This is a genomic window from Rhodococcus sp. ACPA1, from assembly GCF_002300195.1.
Classification (GTDB): domain Bacteria; phylum Actinomycetota; class Actinomycetes; order Mycobacteriales; family Mycobacteriaceae; genus Rhodococcus_F; species Rhodococcus_F opacus.
In genome coordinates this window covers 808,891-821,836 of sequence record NZ_NSDX01000001.1, presented here as the reverse complement: position 1 = coordinate 821,836, position 12,946 = coordinate 808,891, and the positions used below count along the sequence as shown (strand labels likewise).

At 68.1% G+C, this 12,946-nt stretch carries 13 protein-coding genes; 7 read left to right on the top strand and 6 right to left on the bottom strand.

Features of this window, described 5'->3' with window-relative positions:
* Positions 1–85: 85 nt before the first annotated feature.
* The gene (locus tag CJ177_RS03555) at positions 86–1,141 is read left to right on the top strand and encodes a ferredoxin--NADP reductase (protein WP_061041802.1); all 1,056 of its coding nucleotides are present in this window, start codon (positions 86–88) and stop codon (positions 1,139–1,141) included.
* 6 nt (positions 1,142–1,147) lie between these two features.
* On the opposite strand, the gene CJ177_RS03550 is transcribed toward CJ177_RS03555, so the two are convergent.
* Both CJ177_RS03550 and CJ177_RS03545 read right to left on the bottom strand, forming a co-directional pair.
* A complete protein-coding gene (locus CJ177_RS03550) occupies positions 1,148–1,744 on the bottom strand; it encodes a CHAP domain-containing protein (RefSeq protein WP_061041801.1) in 597 nt (198 codons plus the stop codon).
* Between the two features lie 25 nt (positions 1,745–1,769).
* Positions 1,770–2,498, bottom strand: coding sequence for a DNA alkylation repair protein (locus CJ177_RS03545; protein ID WP_257014370.1), 729 nt, complete (start codon positions 2,496–2,498; stop codon positions 1,770–1,772).
* A gap of 173 nt (positions 2,499–2,671) precedes the next feature.
* Here CJ177_RS03545 and CJ177_RS03540 point away from each other — a divergent pair, with 173 nt between their 5' ends.
* Both CJ177_RS03540 and CJ177_RS03535 read left to right on the top strand, forming a co-directional pair.
* Positions 2,672–3,037, top strand: a complete 366-nt coding sequence (locus CJ177_RS03540) for an SPW repeat protein (protein ID WP_025432213.1) — start codon at positions 2,672–2,674, stop codon at positions 3,035–3,037.
* Positions 3,038–3,123: 86 nt separating this feature from the next.
* On the top strand, positions 3,124–3,777 hold the full coding sequence (locus tag CJ177_RS03535; RefSeq protein ID WP_005239429.1) for a TetR/AcrR family transcriptional regulator: 654 nt from the start codon (positions 3,124–3,126) through the stop codon (positions 3,775–3,777).
* Here the strand turns inward: CJ177_RS03535 and CJ177_RS03530 are convergent.
* The 4 genes from CJ177_RS03530 to CJ177_RS03515 form a co-directional block, all read right to left on the bottom strand.
* A complete protein-coding gene (locus CJ177_RS03530) occupies positions 3,765–4,538 on the bottom strand; it encodes a glutamate racemase (protein ID WP_095867284.1) in 774 nt (257 codons plus the stop codon). The genes CJ177_RS03535 and CJ177_RS03530 overlap by 13 nt on opposite strands.
* Positions 4,539–4,570: 32 nt before the next feature.
* Complete coding sequence (locus CJ177_RS03525) at positions 4,571–5,800, bottom strand: NAD(P)/FAD-dependent oxidoreductase (protein WP_179443161.1); 1,230 nt, start codon at positions 5,798–5,800, stop codon at positions 4,571–4,573.
* Between the two features lie 84 nt (positions 5,801–5,884).
* A complete protein-coding gene (locus CJ177_RS03520; RefSeq protein WP_095867283.1) occupies positions 5,885–8,416 on the bottom strand; it encodes an ABC transporter permease in 2,532 nt (843 codons plus the stop codon).
* Between the two features lie 4 nt (positions 8,417–8,420).
* On the bottom strand, positions 8,421–9,194 hold the full coding sequence (locus CJ177_RS03515) for an ABC transporter ATP-binding protein (RefSeq protein ID WP_005239421.1): 774 nt from the start codon (positions 9,192–9,194) through the stop codon (positions 8,421–8,423).
* A gap of 144 nt (positions 9,195–9,338) precedes the next feature.
* On the opposite strand from CJ177_RS03515, the gene CJ177_RS03510 reads away from it, so the two are divergent.
* The 4 genes from CJ177_RS03510 to CJ177_RS03495 all read left to right on the top strand — a co-directional run bounded on the left by CJ177_RS03510 (position 9,339) and on the right by CJ177_RS03495 (position 12,943).
* Positions 9,339–10,256 carry a hypothetical protein gene (locus CJ177_RS03510; protein ID WP_005239420.1) on the top strand — a complete coding sequence of 306 codons (918 nt, stop codon included), beginning with the start codon at positions 9,339–9,341 and terminating at the stop codon, positions 10,254–10,256.
* Between the two features lie 72 nt (positions 10,257–10,328).
* Positions 10,329–11,891: a long-chain-fatty-acid--CoA ligase gene (locus CJ177_RS03505; protein WP_095867282.1), complete on the top strand. Its 1,563-nt coding sequence runs from the start codon at positions 10,329–10,331 to the stop codon at positions 11,889–11,891.
* Positions 11,888–12,316 (top strand): YchJ family protein, encoded by a 429-nt coding sequence (locus CJ177_RS03500; RefSeq protein ID WP_095867281.1) that lies wholly within the window; start codon positions 11,888–11,890, stop codon positions 12,314–12,316. Before CJ177_RS03505 ends, CJ177_RS03500 begins: the two co-directional genes overlap by 4 nt.
* 24 nt (positions 12,317–12,340) lie before the next feature.
* Entirely contained in the window at positions 12,341–12,943 is a 603-nt protein-coding gene (locus CJ177_RS03495) for a hypothetical protein (protein ID WP_005239414.1), read from the top strand.
* Positions 12,944–12,946: the final 3 nt, after the last annotated feature.

Genomic DNA, 12,946 nt, shown 5'->3' with positions numbered 1-12,946 from the left:
TAGGCAAAAACTAGAACCTGTTCTATATTTGGAGCAGGCAAGCGAGCGTTCCGGCGCTGCGAAGTACGGAAGGACTGCACACACGATGACGACTGTCGAGGTGCCGCACAGCTCACGATCGGTGGTGCTCACCGTGTCGGGCGTGGTCGAGGAAACCCCCGACTCCCGGTCACTGGTCTTCGACGTCCCGGCAGACCTCGCCGACAAGTTCGCCTACAAGCCGGGCCAGTTCCTCACCCTGCGCATCCCCAGCGACCGCACGGGCTCGGTCGCCCGGTGCTACTCGCTGGCCAGCTCACCGTTCACCGACGACGCCCCCAAGGTGACCGTCAAGCGGACGGCCGAGGGCTACGGGTCCAACTGGCTCTGCGACAACGTCGCCGTCGGCGACACCCTCGAGGTCCTCCCCCCGTCGGGAGTGTTCACCCCCAAGTCACTGGACCACGACTTCCTGCTGTTCGCGGCAGGTAGTGGCATCACGCCGGTGATCTCGATCCTCAAGTCCGCCCTCACCGAGGGGTCCGGCAAGGTCGTGCTCTTCTACGCCAACCGCGACGAGAAGTCGGTCATCTTCGCGGAGGAACTCCGCGCCCTCGCGGGCCGGTACCCGTCGCGCCTCGTGTCCATCCACTGGCTCGAGACGGTCCAGGGCCTGCCCGGCGTCGATCAGCTCGCCTCCGCCGTCGCGCCCTACCTGGGCCACGAAGCATTCATGTGCGGACCGGCGCCGTTCATGGACACCATCCACAAGGCCCTCGCCGACGCCGGGATGCCCCGCGGCCAGGTGCACGCCGAAGTGTTCAACTCGCTGGCCGGCGACCCGTTCCGTGACGCCGACGTCGTGGAGGTCACCGAGGACGAGGCCGCCGACGCCGCGACCGTGGAGGTGGAACTCGACGGCGAGATCCACAACCTGAGCTGGCCCCGCAAGCAGACCCTCGTCGACATCATGCTGGCCAAGGGAATCGACGTGCCCTACTCCTGCCAGGAGGGCGAATGCGGGTCCTGTGCGTGCACCGTGCTCGAGGGCAAGGTCGAGATGGAGAACAGCGAAATCCTCGACCCCGAGGACATCGAGAGCGGCTACATCCTGGGCTGCCAGGCCCGGCCGGTCACCGATCACCTCAAGATCGAATTCTGACTCCGCTCACCCGAGCCGGCCGAAACCGACGACGGCGGAGTCGCTCGTCCAGTCCACGGTGTGGACGCGGATACGGCCGAACTCGTTGCCGCCGACCGTCGTAGCGGTGTCTCCGTCGACCGCGACGACGACGTTGGTGTGCTGGCCGACCCAGCTGCTGTTGTCGTAGAGCACCACGTCCCCGACGCTCGGGCGGTATCCGCCACCGACCCCCTCGAACCGCGACTGCGACTCGTAGTACTCCTGCAACGTGTAGACCCCGGGAATCCGCCAGTGCCCGGAATTCGGATTCGCCAGCGGCTGGCCGGCTTCCCGCATGATCCAGCTGACGAAGTCCGCACACCAGGGCTCTTCGACCCCTTCGGAGTAGAACGTGCCCGGCCGCTGCCTGTCGTGTTCGGCCTCGAGCAGCCCGACGATCCGTGCCTGCTGCGGCGACAACGCGGACGTGTCGACGGCCGGGAATTCTGCGGTGTCCCACGGCAGGTAGCGGTCCGGCGCCAGCCACAACACGCCTCCCGCGACGACGACCATCGCAGCGACGACGGCGCCGAGAATCACCCCGGCACGTCGGCGGCGGCGAGTGGGCGCGGGAGCAGTCATGCCACCGAATGTAGCGGGTATCCCGTCACCGCATCGCGCGGTAGCCCGCACGCTCCTCTGCGGTCAGATGCTCGCACGCATACGTCAGCGCGGTGCGGCCCATCGCCGCAGCGTGCCGGTCGAGGAAACCGGTGAGCAGGTCGCGGTCGACCCGCTTGCCGACCTCGCGCAGCATCCAGCCCGTCGCCTTCTGCGTGAGGTCGCGGCGATCACCGAGAACACGCTCCGCCACCTCGAGCGTGGTGGAGGCGTCACCCCGGCGGATGAAACCGAACGTACTGAGCAGGGCGACACGGCGCCGCCAGAGGTCGTCGTCCGCGGCCAGCTCGAACACCGGGTCCCGCGGCCGGTCGTACAGCCACGCGCCCAGGATCCGGTCGGCGGACGAGTCCACCAGATCCCAGTTGTTCACCCGTCCCCGCATCACCAGTTCGAGGTAGAAGGACGCGATCTTCTCGCGCAGAGCGTCATCGCCTGCCTTGGCCGCCCGGTCGAACTGCGCCGCGAGCACCAGCAGCCCCGCCAGTCGATGCTCGTGCACCGGACTGTCGAGCAGCACCGTCACCTCCGGAAGATCCAGATCGGCGTGCGCACGAACCACGCTGCGCGTCCCGGGAACCCGCACGCCGATGAAGACGTCGCCCTCCCCGTACTCCCCCGGACCGGTCTTGAAGAACCGTGCCAGATTGACGGCGTCGGTCTCGTCCGACAACTCGTCGAGTGCGCGCTTCACGTCGTCCGCGGTGGAAGTCACGAAGGCACTGTCCCACACGGGACCGACAGTCGCCGCGACAGCGCGGGCGAAGATCACGAAACATACTCTGACCTGCTGTTCGCGTTATCCGAATGCAACGGTGCAAGTATTGATCGGGCGGTCAATCAGGCGTGTACTCGAGGTGGACACAATCCATTTCGAGGAGGCTGGACATGAGATCGTGGAGTCGTATGCAAGATGTGGTGGCGATCGTGATCGGAGCCTTCGCGGCGCTCTCGCCGTTGTGGCTCGACACCAACAACGCCGCGATGTGGTCACTCATCGTGCTCGGTGTACTCGTGGCCCTCTCCGGTCTCGTCCATATGAGCCGCCCGGAGATGACTGTGGCCGAATACGCGATGGCCGTCTTCGGAGTGCTGTTGTTCCTCTCCCCGTGGGTGATGAACTTCGACGCATTCACGGGCGCGTCGTGGACCGCATGGGTAGTCGGTGTCCTGGCAGTCGTCGTGGCTGTCACAGGGTTGCCGATGATGAGTTCCCGGATGCACGGACACGGAGGGCTGGCGACACATCACTGATCTGTGAACCACAGCATCGAGAACATCGATTCGGGCGGGGCGCAGGCTTACGGCCTGCGCCCCGCCGTTCACGTCCGGAAAGGCTCATGCCAGCACCCCATCTCGGTAAGCCCGGTGGCCCCCAACCGCGGAAAGGCCGACGGCGGCGCAGCGCGAAGATCGACGGCGACGCGAGAGAACTGATTCTCGACGCCGCCGAATCCCTCATCGCCGTACACGGATTCGATGCCACGTCCACCGCATCGATCGCCTCTGCCGCGCACGTCCCGAAAGGACTGGTGTTCTACTACTTCCCCTCCAAGACCGACATCCTTCTGGCGCTGCTGTCCGAGAGACTGCCCACCGAACCCTTCGGCGACGTGGGCCCCCTGGTGACTCCGGGCGACCCCGCCGCCAGCCTCGTCAACCTCGACAACGCGCTGAATCTGCGCGATCACCACTCGTCGGTGATGCGCGTGATCATCTGGCGCGAGGCCGAGACCCACCCGGACGTCCGTGCGCACCTGCGACGGTTCCGCGACTACCTCAGCGACATCACCGAGCGTCTCCTGCAGGCCAGTTCGCCCTACCCCGTGCAACCCGGGACGCTCCGGGCCTGTGCGACGGCGTGGGTGGCCGCGATGTTCTCCGTGGCGGGCAGCGACCGCCTCCACGACCTCGACGACCTGCCGAGGCGGCACGGCGAGGAACTCGACAACGTCGCACGCGTCGTGGCGGCCGGGATGGTTCAACTCGGCTGAGAACGCCCCGCCGACAACAGCTGACCGGCGGGGAACGCCTCGGCGCTCGCGGGCAGCCGCCCGGGCCTGCCGCTGAGGAAGACCTCGACGGTGCCTTCCCCCGCGCTCGGACGGTTCAACGCATCGATACGGCGGAGGGTATGCGCCGCCACCGCCTCGGCGCTGTCGAACAACCGCACGCCGGCGGGGAGCTGCGCCGCGATCTCGTCGGCCACCAACGGATAGTGGGTGCAGCCCAGCACCACCCCGCCCACACCGTCAGGTGTGCGCTCCACTGCGGAGGCGATGGCGGCGGTGGCAGCGTCCCGCTCGCCGCGGTCGATCGCCTCGGCGAGACCGTGGCACGCGACACCCACCACGGAACTGCCGTTCCCGAACTTCTCGATCAGATCGGCCTGATACCGGCTCGCCGTCGTTGCCGCGGTCGCCCAGACGGCCACCGACGGACACGCGGCGGCCGCCGGCTTGATCGCCGGAACGGTGCCGACGACCGGAACAGCCGGTCCGACGAACTCCCGGACGTGGTCGAGCGCGGTGACGCTCGCCGTGTTGCACGGCAGCACGATCACCTCGGCTCCGCGGTCGAGGCAGCGCTGCGCGGTCGCGAGAACGCGGTCGATCACCCACTGTTCCGGCTTGGGACCCCACGGAGCCCCGTCCGGATCCAGAGCGAGGATCAGATCCAGTTCGGGTCGCAACTTGCGCAGCCACGCCGACGTCGGCAGCATGCCGAGACCCGAGTCGATGAGCGCAACAATCACCCGGAGAATCTATCGCGCCCCCGCCCGGCGGCCTACGCCGACGCGGCCTCGAGGACCTCGCCGATCGGAGTTCCCGCCGCGATCTTGCCCCGCATCTTCATGACGCCCCCCGCCATTCCACCGCCGACGACACCCGCCAGGATGCCGTCCCGCTCGTAGTAGGCGAGGAACTTGCGGCCGTCGTCCTTGATCACGTGCACCTCGTCGGTGGCCGCCACCGTGCCCAGCGCCTGGATCTTGATGTCGTACTGGTCGCTCCAGAAGTACGGCACCTGAGCGGCGGCGTTCTCGTCGCCGGTCCCGGTCAACGCCCCGGCGAGGATCTTGGCCTGCTCACCGGCATTGCTCCAGTGCTCGACACGTTTTCGACCGCCCACCTGCAGCTGCCACGCGGCCACGTCGCCGACCGCCCACACGTGCGGCACCGCCGTGCGTCCCACGCCGTCGCACACCACACCGTTGTCCAGTTCGACGCCCGAACCGTCGAGCCACGCGGTGACCGGCACCGAGCCGACTCCGATCGCCACGACGTCGACGTCCACCTCGCTTCCGTCGCCGAGGACGGCTCCGGTGACGCGGTCGGTGCCCACCAGCGACGTGAGCCCGACACCGGCACGCAGGTCGACTCCCTCTTCCGTGTGCAGCCGGGCGACGAGTCCGCCGATCTTCTCGCCGAGCACGGACGCGAGCGGCGTCGGCTGCGGCTCCACCAGCACCACGTCGAGACCACCGGCCCGCATGCTCGCCGCCAGCTCGCAGCCGATGAAGCCCGCGCCGACGATCAGTGCCCGCTTGCCCTCGGCGAGGTCCGCGCGCAACGCCAGGCTCTCATCGATGGACCGGAGAACGTGGACGCCCGCGAGGTCGGGCAGACCCGGTATCCGCCGCGGCACGAGGCCGGTGGCGATCACCAGTTCGTCGTAGCCGAGTTCGGTGCCGTCGGCGAGTCTCAGGATGCGGGATCCGGTGTCCACCGCGACCGCCTCGACCCCCAGACGCAACTGGATGTTCTTCTCGTCGAAGAACTCACGCGGCTTGAGCGTGGTGTCGCTCGTCTCCCCGCGCATCACTTCCTTCGACAGCGGTGGGCGGTCGTAGGGAAGGTGCGGCTCCCCGCCGAGAAGAACCAGGTCACCTTCGTATCCGGCCCGCCGGAGTTCCTCGGCTGTGCGCAGACCTGCCAGGCCCGCTCCGACGATCACAATTCTCTGCACTGTCCCCGTACCCACCCAATCTGCCCCTGCGACGAACATGACCGCCATCACATCTCTGGCACAAGTCATATCAAACGCGCTCCGCACCCGTGAGTACTTGTCAACCGCCCGCGGTTGACAAGTACTCACGGGTCAGAGGTCGGCGATGGCCTCGAGCGGCCGGGTGCGGGCGGCGCGGCTCGCCGGCCACAGCGCTGCAAGTACGCCGACCACGCCGGATCCGAGCAGCATCGCGATCACCTGCCCCCACGGCACCGTCACCTGGTCGAGCCCCTGGTCCTTCAGGGTGCTCACGAAGCCCCAACCGAATGCGATACCCAGCAGCACGCCGACGGCCGCGCCGAACACCGCGATCAGCATCGACTCCAGATAGATCGTGCGACGCATCTGGGACCGCTGCATTCCGACCGCGCGGAGCATGCCGATCTCCCGCCGACGCTCGACCACCGACAGCGCGAGCGTGTTGATGATGCCGAGGATCGCGATCACGACGGCGAGTGCGAGCAGTCCGTAGAGGATGGCGAGGAGCGTGTCGATCTGCTGCCCCTGCGTTCCCTTGAACTGTTCGCGGTCCTGCACCTGAACCACGACGAACTGCTTGGTCGCGGATTCGAGGTCGGCGCGCAGCTGCGTCAGATCCGCACCCGGCTTCGCGTCGACGAGGACAGCCAGGTCGGGAATGGTCGCGGCGGGCATCACCTGGCGGTACACGTCGTCCGAGACGAGCCAGTCGCCGACCAGCTGGTTGTCCTCGAAGACGCCTGTCACCTCGGCGTCGACGACCTTCCCGTCCGCGCTCGTCATCGGGACGGTCGTCCCCAGTGTCCAGCCCTTCTGCGCGGCCGTCGTCTGGGACACGATGAGGTGGTTGCCCGTCAGATCTGCGCCGCCCTCGACGAGCTTGTAGTCGAGGACGCCCTCGAGCGGGCCGTCCAGCGACGCGCCCTGCTGCTGCTCGTCGTCGACCTTCACGGACACCGGATGCAGGGCGGCGGCGCTCTGGACGTCGTCGAGGTTCCGCACGGCCCTCGCCGCGCCGCTGGGCACACCGATCTGGTTGGGGCCGGTGAGCACGTAGTCGGCGGACACCCCGGAGTCGACGAGCTGGTTGACGCTGGCCTTCGCGGACGCGCCGAACACACCGATCACGGACACGAGCATCAGACCGAGCGTCAGTGCGAACGCGGTGGCGGCGGTGCGACGCGGATTCCGCACGGCATTGGTGCGCGCCAGGCGCCCGACCGGGCCGAACGGCTTGGCCAGTACCGCTCCGAGGGCCCCGACGATCGGCCGGGACAACGCCGGGGCGGCGAACAGCACGGCCAGGATCAGACCGAGCGCGCCGGCACCGACGACCGCGGCCGCGCCACCACCGGTGCCGCGCGAGCCGATCACGAGTCCCACGACGCCGAGGACACCGAGGACGGCGCCGGCGATGGTCCGCACGTGCAGTGAGTCACCGGTGGACGCGAATTCCTCCCGCATCGCCGCGACCGGCGGCACCTTGGACGCGCGCCGGGCGGGCGCGTACGCGCTGATCGTCGTCACCAGCACCCCGACCACGAGGGCGATGAGAATCGTGCGCGGCCCCACCTGCAGGGGCCCCTCGGGCAGACCGACGTCGAACGCGTTCAGCAGTGCGCGCAGACCGTAGGCCAGGCCGACGCCGGCGGCGATCCCGATCGCGCTGCCGATCACGCCGACCACGAGGGCCTCGAAGACCACGGAACGGCCCACCTGCTTGCGGCTGGCACCGATCGCGCGGAGCAGTGCCAGTTCGCGCAGGCGCTGGGCCACGATCATCGAGAACGTGTTGTAGATGATGAACGTGCCGACGAGCAGGGCGATCGCACCGAATGCGAGGAGGAAGTAATTGATGAAGCTCAGCGCCTCCGTCACCTGCGCCTTGGTCTCCTCGCGCACCTCGTCGCCGGTCTGGACCTTCGCGTCGGGAAGGGCCGCGGCGATCTCGTCGCGCAAGTCGGTCTGGGACAGACCCGTTCCGGCGACGTCGATGTACTCGACGTGCTTGCCGTCGGTGAACAGTTGACGGGCCTGCGAGTCGACGAACGTCGCGCCGATGAATCCACCGGTCTCGTTGCCGGTGTCGTAGATGCCGGAGACGGTGACGTCGACCATGCCGCGAGCGGGCACGAGGACCTTGGTGGTGTCGCCGACCGCCAGTTGCGCGCGTTCGGCGGCACTGGCGTTGACGGCCATCTGGCCGACCTGGGCCGGCGGGCCCCCCTGAACGTATTCGTCGGGTTCACCGAGCGCCTGACCCGGCGGGAGGTACGACTCGCCGATGCTCGGCGCACCACCCGTCTGTACGGCGGCGCCGTCGGAGTCGATGAGGACGATCTGCCCGCTGACGGCAGGTGCCACCGCGCGCACTCCGTCCAGCGCTGTGATGGTGTCGAGGTCGGCGAGGGGCACTCCGCTGGAGTTGCGCTCCTCGCTCGACACCCGGACGTCGACACCTTGCGCGGTGTTCTCGAAGATCGAGTCGAACGTCTTCTGGAGGGTGTCGGTGAAGACGAAGGAGCCGGCGACGAACGCGGTGCCGAGCACCACGGACAGCACCGTCAGCGCCAGCCGGACCTTGTGTGCCGCCAGGTTGCGCAGCGACACCTTGCGCATCGGAGCGCTGGATGTGGACGCCATGCGGTCAGACCGCCGCGTCGGACGCGAGGGCGTGGGCGGGCTCGTCGAGTCGCTTCATCGTGTCGAGGACCGAATCGGCCGTCGGGTCACGCAGTTCGTCGACGATCTTGCCGTCGGCGAGGAAGACCACCCGGTCGGCGTAGGCCGCCGCGCGGGGATCGTGCGTGACGATGACGACGGTCTGGTGGAACTCGTCCACCGCCGCCCGCAGGATCGACAGCACCTCCCCCGACGACTTCGAGTCGAGGTTGCCGGTGGGCTCGTCGCCGAAGATGATCTCCGGCTGCCCCGCAAGGGCGCGGGCACACGCTACTCGCTGCTGCTGACCGCCGGACAACTCGCCGGGGCGATGCTCGAGACGGTCCTGCAGTCCGAGCTTGGTGAGCACGTTCTCGAGCCACGCGGCGTCCGGCTTGCGGCCCGCGATGTCCAGCGGAAGGGTGATGTTCTCCAGTGCCGTCAGCGTCGGCACCAGGTTGAACGCCTGGAACACGAAGCCGATCCGGTCGCGTCGCAGCTGCGTCATCTGCTTGTCCGTCAGCGTCGTCAACTCGGTGTCGCCGATGAGGACGGAACCCGAACTGGCCGCGTCGAGACCTGCCAGGCAGTGCATCAGCGTCGACTTACCGGAACCGGACGGTCCCATGATCGCGGTGAACTCACCACGGGCGAACTCGGCGGATACCGCGCTGAGCGCGTGAACCTGGGTGTCGCCGGTGCCGTACGTCTTGGACAGCTCGACAGCACGGGCAGCGACAGCGGGGGCATGCGTGCTCATGATCGCCTTTCGTCATTCCTCTTGTGGCGGTCCGGCCCCGTGGTGACGGGCCGGGTCGGTGCACGCGCGGCGCACTCCTCCATCTTGTCGACACCCGCGGCGGCCCGCCATCAGGGACCACCCTGATCTTGGGTCCCCGCGGCCGTGATCTCGGACACGGAGACCCGCGCGGAAACGCCCACAACGGAAGTGCCGACCTGGGAGAATTCCGGTATCGCCGGTGCGAAGGAGAGCCTCATGGCCAACGAATCCCCCAAACCCCGGGCGGGATCGCGGTTCCTCGACGCGTTCCTGCAATCACCCTTCGCCGGCCTGGCGCCGTGGATCCTGATGTCGCTGCTGTCCGGTCCCGGGCGGTTCGAGGAGTCGGTCGCCACCGCTCTCGGGTTGTCGATCCTGTTCCTGTTCCTCAGCCACCGACGCGGCGGAACATTCAAACCCCTCGAAGTGTTCGACATCCTCTATTTCGGCTGCCTCGCCGCGATCGGACTGTTCGCATCCGACGACCTGATCACGTGGCTGGAGAAGTGGTCGGGCGAGATGTCGAGCCTGGCGCTGGTCGCGTTCGCGTTCGGCTCGCTGCTGCTACGCAATCCGTTCACCCTGCCGTACGCGAAAGAGACCACGCCCGAGGAGTATTGGACCTCGCCGCTGTTCCTCAAGGTCAATCAGCTCATCACGCTGGTGTGGGCGCTGTCCTTCACAGTATCGGCGGCGGCCGGGCTGTACGGCGACCTGGTCCTCGACCAACCGGACAATTTCTGGACGGGCTGGATCATCCCGATCGGGGCGTTGCTGTTCGCGCTGTCCTTCACCGAGTGGTATCCGGACGTGGCGAGCGCGCAGACGCCGCGGGAGCCCGGAGAACCGGAAGAGGTGGCACCGCCCCTCGTCAAACTGTTCGACTTCCTGCCGCCGTTCGTGGTCGGCGTGGGGATCGCGATGCTCGTCACCGACAACGACCCCGATTGGCTGGGCATCACTCTGATCGTGGTCGGCGCCATCGGCACCGCCGCGCTGCGACGCGCGGACACACAGAGCCGCAGCAGTTCGGCCGCGTGAGGCAAAACGTCACTGATCGGATCACCGGCTACTAGCCTGATGTGACTGACGTCACAGACGAGAGGTGGGCGCATGTCGGACGCCGACAACGAGATCATCTTCGACCGACTCGCGCACTGGGCGCAGGTCCGACCGGATGACGTCGCCGTGCAGTTCCAGGGCACCGACTACACGTGGTCCGGATGGCACGACCGGATCCTGCACATCGCGGGAGCCTTGGCGGAGGGCGGAATCGGGGCGGGCGACACGGTCGCGTTCGTCGACAAGAACCATCTGTCCTGCCTCGAGGTCACCTACGCCGCCTCGTTACTCGGCGCGGCCGCCGCAGTCCCCAACTGGCGCCTGGCCGGTGAGGAACTCGACTACGTGATCAACGATTCCGGGGCGCGGATCCTGTTCGTGGGCAACGAGTTCCTCCAACAGGTCATGGCACTGCGCGACCGGCTGACCGGCATCGAGCAGATCATCACCGTCGGCGGAGAGCACGACGAGTTCGAGCCGTGGCTCGCCGAGGCGTCCGTGCTGTCGTCGACACCGGAGGTGGGAGCGGATGCCACCGCCCTGATCCTGTACAGCTCGGGAACCACCGGCAGGCCGAAGGGGGTTCAGCTGACCCACCGCAACCTGATCGCCCACAGCGCCGCGGTGCTCGAGATCCTGCCCGCGCGGCACGACGACTGCCTACTCGTCGCCATGCCGCTGTTCCACGTCGGCGGAAGTTGCTACGCCATCATGGGTGTGCACGCCGGCGCCCGGTGCCACTTCGCCAGGGAGGCCGACGCCCCGTCCCTGTTCGGTGCGCTCGCGGCGGGTGCGAACATCGCGTTCCTGGTGCCGCCGGTGATCGCCGGAGTGCTCGCCGCCGGCGAGCAGGCCGTCGCCGCGTTCGGTGCGCTGCATCGCATCACATACGGCGCGGCGCCGATGCCGATGCCGTTGCTGCGCCGCGCGCTCGCGGCCTGGCCGGAGGCGGAGTTCGTCCAGGTCTACGGAATGACCGAGTGCGCGGGTGTCGTCACCGCTCTGCTGCCCGAGGTGCATCGCGACCCGGCGCAGGAGGAGAGGATGGCGTCGGCGGGACAGCCCATTCCCGGTGTGGAGATGCGCATCGTGGACCCGGCCACGGCCGAGGACGTCGCCCCCGGCGAGACGGGGGAATTGTGGTGGCGTTCGGATCAACGCACGCCCGGGTATCTCGGCAAGCCCGAGGCGACGGCGGAGGCCGTCACCGCCGACGGATGGTTGCGCAGCGGCGACATGGGACGCGCGGACGCCGACGGTTTCGTGTTCATCGAGGACCGGCTGAAGGACATGATCATCACCGGCGGTGAGAACGTGTATTCCCCCGAGATCGAACGGGTGCTCGTCGAGCACCCGGCGGTTGCGGAGGTGGCGGTGATCGGCGTGCCCGACGACCACTGGGGTGAGACGGTCAAGGCTGTCGTCGTGCCGGTGACCGGGACGAGTATCGAACCGGACGAGTTGATCCACTACACCCGCCAGCGTCTGGCGAAGTTCAAGTGCCCGACGACGGTCGACATCGTCGACCTGCTGCCCCGCAACCCCACCGGCAAGATCCTCAAGCGGGAACTGCGCGCGCCGTACTGGAAGGACCGCACCCACAAGCTCGTGTGACCGCCGTCCATACTGGAACCGTGACCGCTCGATGCCCCTGCCTGCTCGGTGAACCGTACGACGACTGCTGCGGGAGGTATCACCGCGGCGAGACGACGGCACCCACGGCCGAACGCCTGATGCGATCACGGTTCAGCGCGTTCGCCGTGCTGGATGCCGACTACCTCCTCGCGACGTGGCATCCGAGCACGCGGCCCGAGACTTTGGACCTCGATCCGGAGCAGCGCTGGACCCGCCTCGACATCCTGGGCACGAGCGGGGGCGGACTGCTCGACACCACCGGCACCGTCGAGTTCCGCGCGCACTACGTACTGGACGGCCACCGCGAATCGCTGCACGAGAACAGCCGATTCGTCCGGGAGGACGGCACTTGGCTGTACCTGGACGCGATCGCGACGCCACGCCAGGGGCTCCCTCGTGTCTGATCGGACCCGGCTTACGATCGGATCATGATCAACCACCGGATCGGTCCCTTCGCCGCGCTCGCCGCCTGCGCCCTGACGCTGACGCTCACCGGATGCTCGGAGTCGAACTCCGCCAGCAGTGTGGCGGCGACGTCCCCGGCCGCGGCCGCCACCACCAGCAGCGCCCTCGAATCCGAGTCGGCGCCGATCCCGACCGACGCGTCGCCGAAATCGTCCGCGGCGTCCGAGTCCGCGAAGCTCACGGTCACCGACGTCCGCGTCGGCGAGCACGAGGGATTCGACCGCGTGGTGTACGAACTCGGCGGCAAGGGCACGCCGGGCTGGCGGGTCGCATATGTGGACGAGGCGGTGCAGGACGGCAGCGGCAAGACGATCCCGGTGTCGGGCAACGGCATCCTCCAGGTGCAGATCGACGGCTCGGCGTACCCGTTCGACAGTGATGTGGAGGGATACTCGGGCCCCAACCCGGTGCCCGGTGTTCCCGGCGGCACGGTGACCGAGGTGAACGGCGCGCTCGTGTTCGAAGGCGTCACGCAGTCGTTCATCGGCGTGACCCAACCGGACCGTCCCTTCACGGTGTCGACCCTGTCCGATCCGACGCGGGTGGTCGTGGACGTCGCGAAGTAGCGC